This is a genomic window from Rhizobium alarense, assembly GCF_021555155.1.
GTDB classification, from domain to species: Bacteria; Pseudomonadota; Alphaproteobacteria; order Rhizobiales; family Rhizobiaceae; genus Rhizobium_D; species Rhizobium_D alarense.
In genome coordinates this window covers 22,223-38,301 of sequence record NZ_JAKGBU010000052.1, presented here as the reverse complement: position 1 = coordinate 38,301, position 16,079 = coordinate 22,223, and the positions used below count along the sequence as shown (strand labels likewise).

Here is a 16,079-nt window from a genome sequence, read left to right as displayed (position 1 = left end):
GCCCGGCGAGCGCGCCGGCCACGATGTACCAGACGCCGGGCACCAGCATGTGGACGGCGACGGCGGCAGCCGCACTCGCCAGCAGAACGGCGCCGGTCCGCCTGCCCTTCCAGAAGCCGGTGACCAGCACGATGAAGACGGCCGGAAAGGCGAAGTCGAGGCCGATCACCGCCGGATCGCCGAGCAGCGCGCCGAGCGCGGCGCCGAAAGCCGTGGAGGCGACCCAGGCGGCGTAGAAGGGCAGCGCGAGCCCCGCATACCAGGCGGGCGTCAGGCGGCCGGCACCGGCCCGGAACTCGGCCATCGCCCAGATCTCGTCGGCGAGCAGCGGCATGGACAGGCCGCGCGCCAGCGGCGGAAAGGCCGCCATCTTCGAGGCGAGCGAGGCGCTCATCAGCACGTGGCGGATGTTGACGAGAAGCGCCGCGAGACCGACGGCCGTCCAGGAGGCGGGATGGGTCCAGATGTCCATCGCGACGAATTGCGAGCCGCCGGCGAAGACCAGCGCGCTCATCAGCGTCGCCTCCAGCGTCGACAGGCCCTTCGTCGCCGCCACCGCGCCGAAGACCGCACCGATCGGGATGACCGCGACGATCAGCGGCGCGATCGCCCGCATGCCGCCGGCGACATCCCTCTTCCATTCCCTGCGTTCCATGCACCGACTCCTCATCTCTCGTTCGGCCGCAGATAGACCGGCCGGCGCATGCGGGTCTTGAACGAAAGTGATCAGCGGGCGCGGTACTGGCCGGGCGTGACGCCCGTGCGCGCCTTGAAATGACGCGTGAAATGCGCCTGGTCGGCGAAGCCGCATTCGGCCGCGACATCGGCGGGAGCCGAGCCGGCCCGCAGCAGCGTGCGCGCCGCGCGCACGCGCCTGTCGGTCAGGAAGGCGTGCGGCGTGATGTGGAACTGCTTGCGGAACGCCCGGATGAGATGGGAGCGGCTCAGCCCCGCGACGGTGGCGAGCTCCTCCAGCCCGATGTCCGACTGGAAGTTCTCGACGAGGTAGTCGCGGGCGCGCTCGACCGCCGTCGTCTCCCTTGTGGCGACCGGCACGAGAATGGCGCTGCCATGCCGCCGGAACATCGCCGCCAGCACGCTGAACATGCTTTCGTCCGCCTCCAGAGCGCCCGCCCCCTCCTCCAGCACCCGGTGCGCGCGGTTGAACGCGGCCGCAAGCTCCGGGTCGTGCAGAAGCTGCCGCGAAAAACTCGGCGTCGCGTGGAAGGCCCGGCCGCCGACATCCTCCAGGATGTCGAGGAAGAGTGCCAGATCCGGGTAGATCATGCGGTAGCGGTAGCCGTCGATGCCCGGTGCGCCGTCGTGAATTTCGCCGGGATTGATGAGATAGAGGTCGCCCGGCCCGGACTGTTCGCGCGCGCCGTTGATGCGGGCGATCTGGCTGCCGCTCTCGATCGCGCCGATCGAGAAGGTGTCGTGGGTATGGGGTGCGAATTCGTGGGTGAGAAAGGTCGCGCCGAGGCATTCCATGCCGCGAAAGCGCGGGTCGCGCCAGAAGCGCGTGGCTTCGGCGGCAGCGAGCGGCATGGCATCGGTTGCCTGCTTCTGGGACACGGTCTGCATCGGCGCATCATAGCCGCTTGCGGCGGGACGTCTTGAAGAAAAGTGCTGCCGCTAGCGCGTCAGCGCGCCGATCCCGCAGATCCCGGCCATCAGCCTCAGGGCCCTGAGGCCACGCTCGCGCTGCGCCGGGTCGATCATCGTGACGTCGAAACGGTCGCCGCAGACCTGCTTCGGCTCGCTCGCTTCGTCCAGAGACAGCCGGCTCTCGCAGACGAGTCCCTTGCCGGTCAGAACCACATGGCGCACGCGCGGGTCGTCGAACGGCAGCGGGTCACGCGATGCCATCAGATCGTCGACGGAGGCATAGCCGGCCGCCGCCTCGATCCTCTTCAGGTCCGCCATCGCAAGCGTCATCGAGGCCCACTCGCCGGGAAACTGCAGGGCGGCGGTGGTGCGGGCGCGGCAGGGCGTGCCGCTGACCTCGAGCCGCGTGACGAGCCGCGGCGCGGCCGGATTGTCGATGATCGAATAGAAGATGTCCGCCCGGTCGCCGGCCACCGGCTGCTCGCCATCCACGGCAAGGCCGAAGAGCACGGCGTAGGCGTCGCGGATGGCGCGGTCGGGCCGGGCGGCGTCCTGCGCGGCCGCCCCGCTCAAGGGAAAGAGCGCGACCAGCAGGCCAAGGGCCGCCATCCGGTATGTGGTCCGCCTCGACATATGTTCCTCGTTTCGCCAGACACCACCTGTCCCAGGCAGGAGCGGCGCCGATGTTTCGACCCGGGACAGGGCCGCCGTCAAGGGGCGCCGCATCGCCGCCTGACGTCAGAGATAACCAATCGTAAGCAACCGGTTGCGGCAGCCGGCAGCGCGGGGTATCTGATACGCATGAGCAAGTCCTTGTCCGCGCCCACCGCCGATGCCGATCCGGAAGATCACGCCCGCCTCACCATCGACCTGTCGGCGCTGTCCGACAACTGGCGCCTGATGGCAAGGAAATCCGGCACCGCGCGCACCGCCGCCGTGCTGAAGGCCGATGCCTACGGCACGGGCCTCGAGCCCGCCGCCCGCACGTTCCACGCGGCCGGCGCGCGGGACTTCTTCGTGGCGACGCCCGCCGAGGGCGGCAGGCTCCGTCCCATCGTGCCCGACGCGCGCATCTTCGTGCTTTCCGGCATGTGGGCGGGCTCGGAGCGCCTGTTCTTCGAATACGACCTCGTGCCGGTGATCGCGTCGGAGGAACAGCTCGCCGTCTTCATGGCGGCGCTGTCGGAGGGGGCCGACCATCCCTGCGCGCTGCATGTCGACACGGGCATGAACCGGCTCGGCCTGACGGTCGCCGATGCCGTCGCGCTTGCCGGCGACCCGGCGCGGCCCGCGAGCTTCTCGCCGGTCCTGCTGATGAGCCACCTCGCCTGCGCCGACGATCCGCTGAACGCCATGAACCGCATGCAGCTCGACCGCTTCCGCGCCGCCCGCAAGGCCTATGACGGCATCGAGGCGAGCCTGGCGAATTCCGCCGGCATCTTCCTCGGCGAGGATTTTCATTTCGACCTCACCCGTCCCGGCATCGCGCTCTATGGCGGCGCGGCCGTCAACGGCATGCCGAACCCGATGACGCCCGTCGTCAAGGCGGAGGCCCGCGTGCTGCAGGTGCGGCACGCCAGGGCCGGCGAGACGGTGAGCTACGGCGCCGCGGCGCTGCTCGCCCGCGACAGCCGCATCGCCGTCGCGGCGATCGGTTATGCCGACGGATACCTGCGCAGCCTGTCGGGCGCCGGCGTGCCGCTGCGCCAGACCGGGCTGTCGGGCGCGAGCGGCTACCTCCACGGCCGGCCCGTGCCGCTCATCGGCCGGGTCACCATGGATCTCACCCATTTCGACGTCACGGACCTGCCGGAGGGCGCCGTCAAGGCGGGCGACTTCATCGAGCTCTTCGGTCCGAACATGCCGATCGAGACCGTTGCCCGGGCCGGCGGCACGATCGACTACGTGCTGCTCACCGGCCTCGGCCGACGCTACGGCCGCCACTATGTCGAGAAGCAGCGGTAGCAAACGTTCCCGTTTTGTGCTAGCGCCTCTCTCCTCCGAAACCCGACAGCCCCGACGGAAGACTCCCGATGGCGAAGGCCCGAACCCAATTCGTCTGCCAGAACTGCGGCACCGTGCACAGCCGCTGGTCGGGCAAGTGCGACGGCTGCGGCGAGTGGAACACCATCGTCGAGGAAGACCCGATGGGCGGCATCGGCGGCGGTCCCGGCAAGGTGCCGAAGAAGGGACGCACCGTGGCGCTGACGGCGCTTTCCGGCGAGATCGAGGAAGCGCCGCGCATCGAGACGGGCATTTCGGAACTCGACCGGGTGACCGGCGGCGGCTTCGTGCGCGGCTCCGCGGTGCTCGTCGGCGGCGATCCCGGCATCGGCAAGTCGACCGTGCTGATGCAGGCGGCGGCCGCGCTGTCGCGCCGCGGCCACCGGGTCATCTACGTCTCGGGCGAGGAAGCGGTTGCGCAGATCCGGCTTCGCGCCCAGCGCCTCGGCGCGGCCGACACCGACGTGCTGCTCGCGGCCGAAACGAATGTGGAGGACATCCTCGCAACGCTCGCCGAGGGCCGGCGGCCCGACCTCGCCATCATCGATTCGATCCAGACGCTGTGGAGCGACACCGCGGAATCAGCACCCGGCACGGTGACGCAGGTGAGGACCGGCGCACAGGCGATGATTCGCTTCGCCAAACAGACAGGTGCCGCCATCGTGCTCGTCGGCCATGTCACCAAGGAAGGCCAGATCGCGGGACCGCGCGTCGTCGAGCACATGGTCGACGCCGTGCTCTATTTCGAGGGCGACCGCGGCCATCACTACCGCATCCTGCGGACCGTCAAGAACCGCTTCGGGCCGACCGACGAGATCGGCGTCTTCGAAATGTCCGACAAGGGCCTGCGCGAGGTCGCCAATCCGTCGGAACTCTTCCTCGGCGAGCGCAACGCTAAATCGCCGGGTGCCGCGGTCTTCGCCGGCATGGAAGGCACGCGGCCGATCCTCGTCGAGGTGCAGGCGCTGGTCGCCCCGACCTCGCTCGGCACGCCGCGCCGCGCCGTCGTCGGCTGGGATTCGGCGCGGCTGTCGATGATCCTCGCGGTGCTCGAAGCCCATTGCGGCGTGCGGCTCGGCCAGCACGACGTCTATCTCAACGTGGCGGGCGGCTACCGCATCTCGGAGCCGGCCGCCGACCTCGCCGTCGCATCCGCGCTGGTTTCGTCGCTTGCCGGGCTTGCCCTGCCCGCCGATTGCGTCTATTTCGGCGAAGTCAGCCTGTCCGGCGCGGTCCGGCCGGTTGCGCACACCGCCCAGCGCCTCAAGGAGGCGGAGAAACTGGGTTTCGCGCAGGCAGTCCTGCCCGCCGGCTCTGCCGACCTGCTGAAGAGCAGCGGCGCCCGCTGGACGGAAATCGACAGCCTGCCCGATCTGGTCGCGCGCATCGCCGGCTCGCGGGGTGCCCTGAAGCAGGCCGAAGACGACGTTTGATGCACGGGAATCTCTGAAAACGCCTTGTGGAAACAGCCTCTTGTCGATGATCCGATTTGAGACGCCGCCTGCCCGATCCGTTAAGGTGGCGCGGCCCGACGCTCGGGGAGCCCGAAATAGTTCCGGTCTGGAGTAGGACAACATGCCCATAACCATCCTCGACGGCATCGTCATCGGCGTCGCGCTGTTCTCCGCCGTGCTCGCCATGGTGCGGGGCTTCTCCCGCGAGGTGCTGTCGGTCGCAAGCTGGGTCGGTGCCGCGGCGGCCGCCTACTTCCTCTACCCGGTGCTGCTGCCCTATGCGCAGGACTACACGACGAGCGACACGGTCGCGATGATCGGCTCGGCCGCCGTCGTCTTCCTCGTGGCGCTCATCGTCATCTCCTTCATCACGATGCGGATCGCCGACTTCATCATCGACAGCCGCATCGGCGCGCTCGACCGCACGCTCGGCTTCCTGTTCGGCGCGGCCCGCGGCATCCTGATCGTCGTCGTCGCCATGCTGTTCTTCAACTGGCTCGTCCCGATCAACCAGCAGCCGACCTGGGTGACGGGCGCCAAGGCGAAGCCGCTTCTCGACAATCTCGGCACGCGGCTGATCGCGCTGCTTCCGGAAGACGTCGACGCGACGATCCTCGACCGGCTGAAGGGCATCGGCACCGGCCAGGAGGGCGAACCGGCCGGCGAAACGCCGGCGACACCCGAGGAAGAGGTTCCGGCGACGAACGGATGACGGCAGGCGACGTGCCCCCAGGATTGAGGAGGGCACAGGCCGTCGAATTTGGTAGAATACGGCTCGTGCCACTGAAGTCCGCCGGCCTTCGGTGGTAAAGTCGTTAGGGCATTCGCATATAGGCGTGGTACGAAGAGCGGACGGGGCAGACACGGCGGGGGCACGGCATCCCCGCACGGCGCGGCCTTTTCCGGCATCGGAATTCCGGACAACCATCAAACCCACAGCGTTCCGAGCAAGGGCTTGCAGCAATGAGCGATTTCCAGTTCCCCGTTCGCCACGACGACGACCTCGACGGCGACACACTTCATGAAGAGTGCGGCGTCTTCGGCATCCTCGGCCATCCGGACGCCGCCACGCTGACGGCGCTCGGCCTGCACGCCCTGCAGCACCGTGGCCAGGAGGCGGCGGGCATCGTCTGCTTCGACGGCAAGCAGTTCCACACCGAAAAGCACATGGGGCTCGTCGGCGACCACTACACGAACCCGGCGACGCTCGCGAAACTGCCGGGCGACATCGCGATCGGCCACACCCGCTACTCCACCACCGGCGAGGTGGCGCTGCGGAACGTGCAGCCGCTCTTCGCGGAACTGGAGGTCGGCGGCATCGCCGTCGCCCACAACGGCAATTTCACCAACGGCCTGACACTGAGGCGCCAGCTCATCGCCGGCGGCGCCATCTGTCAGTCGACGTCGGATACCGAGGTGGTGCTGCATCTCGTCGCCCGCTCGCGCTACGCCTCGACCACCGACCGCTTCATCGACGCCATCCGCCAGATGGAGGGCGGCTATTCGATGCTCGCGGTGACGCGCACGAAGCTGATCGCCGCCCGCGACCCGACCGGCATCCGGCCGCTCGTCATGGGCGAGCTGGACGGCAAGCCGATCTTCTGCTCGGAGACCTGTGCGCTCGACATCATCGGCGCCAAGTTCATCCGCGACGTCGAAAACGGCGAGGTGGTGATCTGCGAGGTCCAGCCGGACGGCTCGATCACCATCGAGGCGCGCAAGTCGACCAACCCGCTGCCCGAGCGCCTCTGCCTCTTCGAATATGTCTATTTCGCCCGGCCGGATTCCGTCGTCGGCGGCCGCAGCGTCTATGTCGCGCGCAAGAACATGGGGATGAATCTCGCCAAGGAACATCCCGTCGAGGGCGACGTCGTCGTGCCGGTGCCGGACGGCGGCACGCCGGCGGCGCTCGGCTACGCGCAGGAAAGCGGCATTCCCTTCGAATACGGCATCATCCGCAACCACTATGTCGGCCGCACCTTCATCGAGCCGACGCAGCAGATCCGCGCCTTCGGCGTGAAGCTGAAGCACTCGGCCAACCGCGCGATGATCGAGGGCAAGCGGGTGATCCTCGTCGACGATTCCATCGTGCGCGGCACGACGTCGCTGAAAATCGTGCAGATGATCCGCGACGCCGGCGCGCGCGAGGTGCATATCCGCGTCGCCAGCCCGATGATCTTCTACCCGGACTTCTACGGCATCGACACGCCGGACGCCGACAAGCTGCTCGCCAACCAGTATGACGGCGTCGAGGCCATGTGCCGCTACATCGGCGCGGATTCGCTGCAGTTCCTGTCGATCGGCGGGCTCTACCGCGCCGTCGGCGGCGAGGACCGCAATCCGGTCCGTCCGCAGTTCACCGACCACTATTTCACCGGCGACTATCCGACGCGCCTGCTTGACAAGGACGGCGAGACGATGGGACGGAAGGTCTCGGTTCTGGCCAGCAACGGATAATCGACAGCAGCATGAGCATCGACCTGAAGGACCGCATCGCGCTGGTCACCGGCGCGTCGCGCGGGATCGGCTATTTCACCGCCCTCGAGCTGGCGAAAGCCGGCGCGCATGTCGTCGCCTGCGCCCGCACGGTCGGCGGGCTCGAGGAACTCGACGACGCGATCCAGGCGGTCGGCGGCACCGCGACGCTGGTGCCCTTCGACCTTGCCGACATGGCGGCGATCGACAGGCTCGGCGGCTCGATCTTCGAACGCTGGGGCAAGCTCGACATCCTCGTCGCCAACGCCGGCGTGCTCGGCACGATCTCGCCGATCGGCCATGTCGAGGCGAAGGTGTTCGAAAAGGTCATGGCGATCAACGTGACGGCCACCTGGCGGCTCATTCGCTCGGTCGAGCCCCTGCTCGTCAAATCCGACCAGGGCCGCGCGCTGATCCTGTCGTCCGGCGCCGCCCACAAATGCAAGCCGTTCTGGGGGCCCTATTCCGCCTCCAAGGCCGCCGTGGAGGCGCTGGCGCGCACCTGGGCCCACGAGACCCAGCGGCTGCCGCTGCGCATCCTCAGCGTCGATCCGGGCGCCACCCGGACCGCCATGCGCGCCCAGGCCGTGCCCGGCGAAGATCCGTCGACCCTGCCGCACCCGTCCGAAGTGGCGGCGACGCTGCTCCCCCTCGTCGGCCCCGGCCAGACGGAGACCGGCAAGCTCTTCATCGTGCGGGACAGGAAGATCGTCGACTACCGGCTGCCGGAGTAGCGAGTTCACGCACATCGCCGGGGAGTGGTCGACGCTGACGCTTCGCGCCTCGTGTCGACTGAGCGGTGCGGCCTTTGTCGCGGACCGCCGATGTGGCAAGGTCGCATTGCACCGCGATCCGTCCTGTCATCGACGGCGCGCCTTACCCCGCCGGAGGTGACGAAAATGGCCGTCAACCTTGCGAAGATCGTCGAGCCGGGCAGCTTGCGCTGGATCGGACAGCGGCTCGAAGGCCTGGCGGGGCTCGACATTCCGGTGGGGGCCTCGGACATGCGCGCAGTGGCCCTGCATCTCGGCGGCGAAATCTACCGGATCGGCGGGATCAACCTGCGCAACGCCTTTGTCGTCGAACGGGGTCCGCTGCGTCTCGTCTATGTCCGCCCCACCTATTCCGGCTATCGCTTCGCGGCGCGAAGGGTCTTCAAGTCGACTCCATGGGCGGTGGACTACGACCACGTGCTGGCGCGCAATATCGCAATCAGGTTCGGCGTTGGTTATGTCTTGCTCATCCGCTTGCCGCCGCGGGCGAACCGCTCGCATGGTCCGCATGAAAAGCCGGCGCTGCGCCGGGGTGTGAACCTGCGCAAGCTGCTGTTCGCAGATCGCCGTATCCTGGACAAGTGGCTTGGCCGCCCGGTCAGGCCACTGCCGGACATGTCGCGATGCCGGCCCTACAGCCCGCAGGCGCCCCAGGCATTTGCCCTGACGCTGAAACAACTCGGCGCCTGGGGCTTCGCCATGGGCATGGAGGACGGCCCTCTGCCGCCCGGTGTGCTTCGCCCGCTGTAGCCCGCCTCACTCCCCTTCCGGCGAGATCCGGTCGTCGGGATCGGCCGGATCGGCCGGCCAGTCGCCGTATTTCCTCTGCCAGGAGCGGGCACCGAAGGGCAGCGTCAGGAGGTAGCCGACGGCGGTCACCGCCAGCGTCTCCCAGGTGAAACTCATCAGCGTCGCCACATAGAGCACGACGAGCAGCAGGATCGGCAGAACGAGGTCGCGGCGGATGCGGCTGCCCTCGGACTTGCCGGACCAGACCGGCAGGCGGCTCACCAGCAGGAAGGCGATCGCGACCGTATAGATCGAGGCGGCGACGGCGTAGGGCGCGCTCGGCGCAAGCCCGAGAAAGCCGACATAGACCGGCAGCAGCACGAGCATGGCGCCGGCCGGCGCCGGCACGCCGACGAAATATTCCGACTGCCAGGAGGCCTTCACCTCGCGCTCGGCCATGACGTTGAAGCGCGCGAGCCTGAGACCCGCCGCGATCGCGTAGATCAGCGCGGCGATCCAGCCGAAGGAGCGCGCCTGGTCGAGCACGAAGACATAGAGCACCAGCGCCGGCGCGACACCGAAGTTCACGATGTCGGCGAGCGAATCCATCTGCGCGCCGAACTTCGAGGTCGCCTTCAGGAGGCGCGCGATGCGGCCGTCGATACCGTCGAGGAAGGCGGCGAGCAGAACCATGCCGACCGCGAGCTCGTAGCGGTTCTCGAAGGCAAGGCGGATGCCCGTCAGGCCGGCGCATATGGCAAGCACGGTGATGACGTTCGGCACGATCAGCCGCAACGGGATCTCACGCAGCCGTGGGCCGCGGGCCTCGTCGTTCGGTCCGTTCGGCTCATAGGGCGGGAAAGGCGTTTCCATCTCTTTTCGCTTCGTTCGAGTCGTCTACCGGCTGCCCAAGTCCGTCAGCCGCGGCGGCTGACGGTCGGGCCCCTGGTCGAGCCGAATTCCGCAAGCACCGTTTCGCCGGCGATCGCCGTCTGGCCGAGGCTGACGCGGGACTCGGCGCCGGCCGGCAGGAAGACGTCGAGGCGCGAGCCGAAGCGGATGAGGCCGAAGCGCTCGCCGACTTCCAGGCTGTCGTTCATTGCCGTCCAGCAGACGATGCGCCGCGCGACGAGGCCGGCGATCTGCACGACGCCGATGCGGCCGTGCACGGTCTCGATCACCAGGCCGTTGCGCTCGTTCTCCTGGCTTGCCTTGTCGAGTTCGGCATTCAGGAACTTGCCGGCGCGATAGGCGACATGGGCGACGCGGCCGCGCATCGGTGCCCGGTTCACATGGCAGTTGAAGACATTCATGAAGACCGAGATGCGCAGCATCGGGTCGCTGCCGAGCTCCAGCTCGGCCGGCGGCGTCACCATCGCGATCGACGAGACGCGGCCGTCGGCCGGGCTCACGACGATGTCGTCGTCCTGCGGCGTGACGCGCTGGGGATCGCGGAAGAAATAGGCACACCAGGCCGTCAGCAGGAAGCCGATCCACATCAGCGGCTCCCAGAGGAGGCCGAGCACCAGCGAGACGACGAAGAAGGCCGCCACGAACTTCCAGCCGTCCCGATGGATGGGAACGAACGTGTTGCGCACCGTATCGACCAAACTCATGTTCAGACATCTCCTCGTGTTTGTCGGCACCCGACCTAGCGTGAAAAGATGGCGGGAGCAATGCGGCGCGGCGAATAGACGGGGCCGCACGGCAAACTCATGTCCTGCCGCCCGGCGATATTGACAATCCGCGGCCGGGGCATGCAGGTTCCGCGTGAAGCCGGGCGCATCCGCGGAAACCGGGGGCAGCGCCCATATGCGACGCGAAACCGTGGCCGCGCCCGTGTCCAATTTCCAGAAGCTGAAAGAGCGGGCCACGCCCGGGAGGGGCGGTTCACCGCCGGGCCTGCCCGTGTTCAGTGGCGTGGAGGCCGTCCTCGCTGTGGCCGATTTCGCCGCGGCGGTCGCCTTCTTCACGCAAAAACTCGGCTTCGCCGTCGATTTCAGCTATGGCGATCCGCCATTCTACGGGGTCGTGGAACGGGACCGGGCGCGGATCTGCCTGCGGCTCGTGCATGAGCCGGTCTTCGTCGGAGACATCCGGCGCCGCGAAGAACTGCTGTCGGCCGCGATCACGCTCGCAGGCGCGAGCGCCGTCGACGACCTGTTCCGCGGCTACCAGGCGGCGGGTGTCGACTTCCATCAGGCACTGACGACACAGCCATGGGGCGCAAGGACCTTCATCGTGTCCGATCCCGACGGCAATCTGATTCTCTTTGCCGGTCCGGGCGGCTGAAGCGGCTGCCGCACGGCAGCGCGCGAGAACCCCGCACAAAACAAAAGCGCCCGATCGGATGATGCGGGCGCTTCGAACGGCCGGTGGAATCCGGCCTATGTCACGTGTGCTTAACGGCCGACGGCGGCGCGCGCAACGCGGTGGATGTCGGCGCGGTCGATGCCGAGGTCCTGCAGTTCGCGGGTGGACATGCGGCCGAGCTCGGTGACCGTCTGACGGTACTTGCGCCAATTGCTGAAAGAGCGTGCTACGTTCATTTCGATCCCCTTTCCTGGGCTTTCGAAGCCGGCGGCCAGTCCGTGGCGCCTCGTTGCTTCGATGGGAGTTTTATAACCTGAACCGATTTAATTGTGCAGCGCGAAGAAGGCGGCACACCCATGCGCCAGGCGCATAGGTGGATCAAAAAAGCGGCAGAACAACCATCAACTTGCCGGCGCCTTGCGCACTACCACGCCGAGTTCGTCGCTCTCGCGCACCTGCTTCAGATATTCCTCCGCCTCCGTCGCCTCGCGCTGGCGGCTCCACATCGAGGCGTAGAGGCCGCCGCGACGCAACAGGTCGCCATGCGTGCCGCGCTCCGCGATGCCGCCGTCCTTGAGCACGATGATCTCGTCGGCCGACACGACGGTCGACAGCCGGTGGGCGATGACGAGCGTCGTGCGGTTCTTCGAGACGAGGTCGAGAGCGGCCTGGATCTCCTGCTCGGTGCGCGTGTCGAGCGCCGAGGTCGCCTCGTCGAGGATGAGGATCGGCGGGCTCTTCAGGATGGTGCGGGCGATCGCGACGCGCTGCTTCTCGCCGCCCGAGAGCTTCAGGCCGCGCTCGCCGACCATCGACTTGAAGCCCTCCGGCAGGTGGGTGATGAAGCCCGAAATCTGCGCCACGTCGGCGGCGGCCTTCACCTCCGCCTCGCTCGCCGAGGGGCGCCCGTAGCGGATGTTGTAGGCGATCGTGTCGTTGAAGAGCACCGTGTCCTGCGGCACCATGCCGATCGCCTGCCGCAGCGAGGCCTGCGTCACGTCGCGCACGTCCTGGCCGTCGACGGTGATCGCCCCGTCCTGCACGTCGTAGAAGCGGTAGAGCAGCCGCGACAGCGTCGACTTGCCCGCCCCGGACGGCCCGACGACGGCGACGGTCTTGCCGGCCGGGACCTCGAAGGAAATGCCCTTGAGGATCGGGCGGGCCGGATCATAGGCGAAATGCACGTCGCGGAAGGCGATCGCGCCGTTCGCGATGACGAGCGGCCTGGCGTCCGGCGCATCCCTCACCTCCTCCTCGACCTCCAGGAGGTCGAACATCTGCTCGATGTCGGTCAGTCCCTGGCGGATTTCGCGGTAGACGAAGCCGATGAAATTGAGCGGGATGGCGAGCTGGATCAGCATCGCATTGACGAAGACGAAATCGCCGATCGTCTGCTCGCCGCGCTGAACGGCCATCGCCGACATGACCATCATGATCGCCGTGCCGGCGCCGAAGATCAGCGCCTGGCCGAAGTTCAGCCAGCCGAGCGAGGTCCAGACCTGCGTCGCCGCCTTCTCGTAGCGCGCCATGGACTGGTCGAAGCGCTTCGCCTCCATCTCCTCGTTGCCGAAATACTTCACCGTCTCGAAGTTCAGCAGCGAGTCGATCGCCTTGGTGTTGGCCTCGGTGTCGCTGTCGTTCATCGAGCGGCGGATGGAGATGCGCCAGTCGCTCGCCCTGACCGTGAACCAGATGTAGAGCCAGACGGTCACCGCCGTGACGGCGAGATAGCTGAAGCCGTAACCCCACCAGAAGACGATTGCCGTCAGCACGAACTCGACGACCGTCGGCACGCTGTTGAGGATGGTGAAGCGGACGATCGTCTCGATGCCCTTCGTGCCGCGCTCGATGACGCGCGACAGGCCGCCGGTGCGCCGCTCCAGGTGGAAGCGCAGCGACAGCCGGTGCAGGTGCACGAAGGTGCGGTAGGCGAGCTGGCGCACCGCATATTGCCCGACGCTGGCAAAGAGCGCGTCGCGCAGCTGGTTGAGCCCCGCCTGCAGGATGCGCGCGGCGTTGTAGGCGATGACCAGCATGACGGCGCCGAGCAGGAAGGCCGGCAGGATGTCCGCCGCGTCGACCCGCCCGTCGAGCGCGTCCGTCGCCCATTTGAAGAAATAGGGCACGAGCAGCAGCACGAGCTTGGAGACGAACAGGAAGGCCGTCGCCCAGACGACGCGCATCTTCAGGTCCGGCCGGGCCGACGGCCACATATAGGGCCAGAGATTGACGAGGGTCGACAGGGGATTGCTGGTGTCGGCCGATACGGTCTTCTTCGCGTTCGCCACGCTTGCCTCCGGCACCGGCTTCAAGGACCGGTCGAGATATTCCAAGAAAAATGCGGCGCCCCGGGGCGGGACGCCGCATGCGCTAGATAGGCGTTCCCGTGCCGGGATACAATGTGCCCCGGCCGGTATATCCGGGACCGGTCAGCCGCCTTCCATATGCTTGCGGTGAAGCTGCTCGGCCTCGGTGTCCGGTGTTGTGGCCCTGTCCGGGACGCCGAACACCTGGCCGGGCGTGATGCGGTCCGGATTGCGGATCTGGTCCTGGTTGGCGAGATAGATCGTGGTGTAGCGCACGCCGCGGCCGTAGACCCGCCGCGAGATCTGCCAGAGCGTGTCGCCGCGCCGGATGATGACCGAGCTCTTGCTTTCCTGGAGCGGCGCCTGCTCCACCGTTTCGGGCTGCGCGTCACCGGAGGCGGCGGCCGCGGACGCCGCCGTGTCCTGGCCGGTCGTTTCCGCCGTCGCCTGGGCACCGCCCTCCGCCGTCGCCGGCTCTTCGGCGGGCATTTCACCGGCCGATGTTTCCGCCACGGCGAGGTTCGCGCCTTCGCGCAGCGCCGCGAGCGCCTGGCCGTAGGCGTCGGCGGCCGCGTTGGCCGGCACGCGCGCAAGGCCGTCGAGGCTCGCGCGCGCCCAGGCACGCAGGGCTTCGGCGTCGGCCGTCGCACCGTCCGCCGGGCCGGCGAAGGCCGCGAGCTGACGCAACGCGGCCTCGAGCGCACTGCGTGCCGTCTGGATTTCCGCGGCCGAGGCATTGCGGCCGGATGCGAAGAGTGCCTCGAACTGGCCCGCGAGATCGCGCGCCTGCGTCGCGAGCGCCGCAAGACCCTGGTCGGCCGTTTCGGACACCGCGTCGGCGACGGCCTGCGCCGCATCCATGCTCGGCGCGACCGCCTCCTTCACCGAAGCCTCGATCGACGCGATCGCATCGCCGACCGCGGCGGCATCCTTCGGCAGCGCCTGCAGCCTGGCAAGCGCCGCCGCGGCGGCGGCCGATGCCTTGCCGGCGATGTCGACCGCGGCTTCGCCCTCGGCCGGCGACGGCCGGAACTCGGCGAGCGACTTCAGCGCGATTTCCGTCGCCGAACGCGCCGCCGCCAGTTCCTCGACCGTCGGCAGCCTGCCGTCCGCATAAAGGCCGGAGAGAAGCGCGACGGCCTTGTTGGCCTCGCCGCGCAGCTTGTCGAACGTGCCGCCGCCGACGAGGCCCAGCGCCGGGATCGCGCCGCCCGGCGCCTCCTCGGCCTGCGCCACGACGGCGACCTGGTCGCCTTCCGGCCGCATGAACGGCACGGACGCGCGCAGCTCCACCGCCGAGCCGTCCGGGCTCATGACATCGGCGCGGATCGTGTTGTTGCCCACCGGAAGCGGCATCGTGCCGTCGATGACGTAGTGGCCATCCGCGTCGGCCTTCTGTTCGCCCACCAGCTTGTCGTTGGCATAGATGCGCACGACGGCGCCGGGCCTGGCATTGCCGGCGACATACATCCTGTCGCCTTCGATCTCAACGGCGGAAACGCGGATCTGCGGCTTGCCGGCGGCGGCCCCCGTTTCCGTCAGCGGCTCGTCCGCCGCTGCCATTGACGGATCGGCCGCAGCGACATCCGTGCCGGCAGCATCGCTCTCGGCCACGGTCTCCGCCGTGCCGGACTCGCCCGTTGCCGGCGGCGTACCGGAGGTATCCGCCGCGGCCTGCTCGCCGTTTTCCGCCGTGCCCGTCTCCGTCGACGTGACCACGGCCGTTCCGGCTTGCCCGGCGGACGCCGCGGCCTCCTCCGGCACCGTGATCAGGCGGCTTGCCTTGCCGGGCTTGGAGACCATGGCGAGCAGGTCGCCCTTGCCGTCCTTGGGCACCGAGACCGTCGCCACCTCCTCGGAGGTCTTGGACGTGCCTTCCGCGCCGAGGATGCGAAGCACCAGCTGGTGATCGCCGGCCGCAAGCGGCTGGTCGAAGACGGCCGCGAAGTCGCCGGACGGCCCGACGTCGGTCGTCGCGACGACCGTGTCGCCGCTCAGGATTTCAAGCTTCTTGTTGGGTTCCGCCCGGCCCGCGACGACCGTGGAGCCGTCCGGCTCGACACGCAGCACGTCGAATGCGGGGGTCGTCCAGTCGGCGGCGCTTTCCGTTCCCGCCGGCTTCTCTTCCGTCGTCGGGGTGGCAGCGACGTCGGCCGTACCGTCGGCCGCCTGGCCGGCGCGGGCCTGCTTGCCGTCGGCCGTCGTCGTCTCGCCGGTCCCGGTCGCCGCAGACTGGCCGGCCGCGGGGTCGGACGGGGTCTCCGCCTTGTCGCCGGACGTGATGTTCGGCAGCACCAGGAAGATCATGAGCAGCGTCGCCACCGCCAGCACGATCAGAGCCACCAGGCCGGTCTTGTTTTTCATCTCTCGCTCACTCCACGCGGATTCCCGCATTCCCCTTCAAAAATTGCTAGCGA

15 protein-coding genes are annotated in these 16,079 nt (G+C 68.3%); 7 read left to right on the top strand and 8 right to left on the bottom strand.

Annotated elements, in window-relative coordinates:
• From LXM94_RS16535 to LXM94_RS16525, 3 genes are all read right to left on the bottom strand, one after another.
• A partial coding sequence (locus LXM94_RS16535) for an AzlC family ABC transporter permease (RefSeq protein WP_235772571.1) occupies positions 1-655 on the bottom strand: 655 nt, incomplete at its 3' end.
• Positions 656-726: 71 nt separating this feature from the next.
• Positions 727-1,584 carry an AraC family transcriptional regulator gene (locus LXM94_RS16530; RefSeq protein ID WP_235772570.1) on the bottom strand — a complete coding sequence of 286 codons (858 nt, stop codon included), beginning with the start codon at positions 1,582-1,584 and terminating at the stop codon, positions 727-729.
• Positions 1,585-1,635: 51 nt separating this feature from the next.
• The gene (locus LXM94_RS16525; protein WP_235772569.1) at positions 1,636-2,241 is read right to left on the bottom strand and encodes a hypothetical protein; all 606 of its coding nucleotides are present in this window, start codon (positions 2,239-2,241) and stop codon (positions 1,636-1,638) included.
• 168 nt (positions 2,242-2,409) lie between these two features.
• Between LXM94_RS16525 and alr the strand changes: the two genes are divergently transcribed.
• The 6 genes from alr (at position 2,410) to LXM94_RS16495 (ending at position 9,064) form a co-directional block, all read left to right on the top strand.
• Positions 2,410-3,573, top strand: a complete 1,164-nt coding sequence (gene alr / locus LXM94_RS16520; protein ID WP_235772568.1) for an alanine racemase — start codon at positions 2,410-2,412, stop codon at positions 3,571-3,573.
• A 68-nt stretch (positions 3,574-3,641) separates the two neighbouring features.
• Positions 3,642-5,045, top strand: a complete 1,404-nt coding sequence (gene radA / locus LXM94_RS16515; protein WP_235772567.1) for a DNA repair protein RadA — start codon at positions 3,642-3,644, stop codon at positions 5,043-5,045.
• Between the two features lie 142 nt (positions 5,046-5,187).
• Positions 5,188-5,778 (top strand): CvpA family protein, encoded by a 591-nt coding sequence (locus LXM94_RS16510; RefSeq protein ID WP_235772566.1) that lies wholly within the window; start codon positions 5,188-5,190, stop codon positions 5,776-5,778.
• A gap of 251 nt (positions 5,779-6,029) precedes the next feature.
• Entirely contained in the window at positions 6,030-7,523 is a 1,494-nt protein-coding gene (gene purF / locus LXM94_RS16505; RefSeq protein ID WP_235772565.1) for an amidophosphoribosyltransferase, read from the top strand.
• Positions 7,524-7,534: 11 nt separating this feature from the next.
• The gene (locus tag LXM94_RS16500; RefSeq protein ID WP_235772564.1) at positions 7,535-8,275 is read left to right on the top strand and encodes an SDR family NAD(P)-dependent oxidoreductase; all 741 of its coding nucleotides are present in this window, start codon (positions 7,535-7,537) and stop codon (positions 8,273-8,275) included.
• Between the two features lie 165 nt (positions 8,276-8,440).
• Positions 8,441-9,064: a hypothetical protein gene (locus LXM94_RS16495; RefSeq protein ID WP_235772563.1), complete on the top strand. Its 624-nt coding sequence runs from the start codon at positions 8,441-8,443 to the stop codon at positions 9,062-9,064.
• A gap of 6 nt (positions 9,065-9,070) precedes the next feature.
• On the opposite strand, the gene pssA is transcribed toward LXM94_RS16495, so the two are convergent.
• Positions 9,071-9,916, bottom strand: a complete 846-nt coding sequence (pssA, locus tag LXM94_RS16490; RefSeq protein ID WP_235772562.1) for a CDP-diacylglycerol--serine O-phosphatidyltransferase — start codon at positions 9,914-9,916, stop codon at positions 9,071-9,073.
• A gap of 44 nt (positions 9,917-9,960) precedes the next feature.
• On the bottom strand, positions 9,961-10,689 hold the full coding sequence (locus LXM94_RS16485; RefSeq protein WP_329605619.1) for a phosphatidylserine decarboxylase: 729 nt from the start codon (positions 10,687-10,689) through the stop codon (positions 9,961-9,963).
• 166 nt (positions 10,690-10,855) lie between these two features.
• Here LXM94_RS16485 and LXM94_RS16480 point away from each other — a divergent pair, with 166 nt between their 5' ends.
• Positions 10,856-11,335, top strand: coding sequence for a VOC family protein (locus tag LXM94_RS16480; protein ID WP_408015653.1), 480 nt, complete (start codon positions 10,856-10,858; stop codon positions 11,333-11,335).
• A gap of 110 nt (positions 11,336-11,445) precedes the next feature.
• On the opposite strand, the gene LXM94_RS16475 is transcribed toward LXM94_RS16480, so the two are convergent.
• The 3 genes from LXM94_RS16475 to LXM94_RS16465 all read right to left on the bottom strand — a co-directional run bounded on the left by LXM94_RS16475 (position 11,446) and on the right by LXM94_RS16465 (position 16,026).
• Entirely contained in the window at positions 11,446-11,592 is a 147-nt protein-coding gene (locus LXM94_RS16475) for a DUF1127 domain-containing protein (protein WP_235772560.1), read from the bottom strand.
• 165 nt (positions 11,593-11,757) lie between these two features.
• Entirely contained in the window at positions 11,758-13,644 is a 1,887-nt protein-coding gene (locus LXM94_RS16470) for an ABCB family ABC transporter ATP-binding protein/permease (protein ID WP_235772559.1), read from the bottom strand.
• A 141-nt stretch (positions 13,645-13,785) separates the two neighbouring features.
• Positions 13,786-16,026: a LysM peptidoglycan-binding domain-containing protein gene (locus LXM94_RS16465; protein ID WP_235772558.1), complete on the bottom strand. Its 2,241-nt coding sequence runs from the start codon at positions 16,024-16,026 to the stop codon at positions 13,786-13,788.
• Positions 16,027-16,079 lie beyond the last annotated feature (53 nt).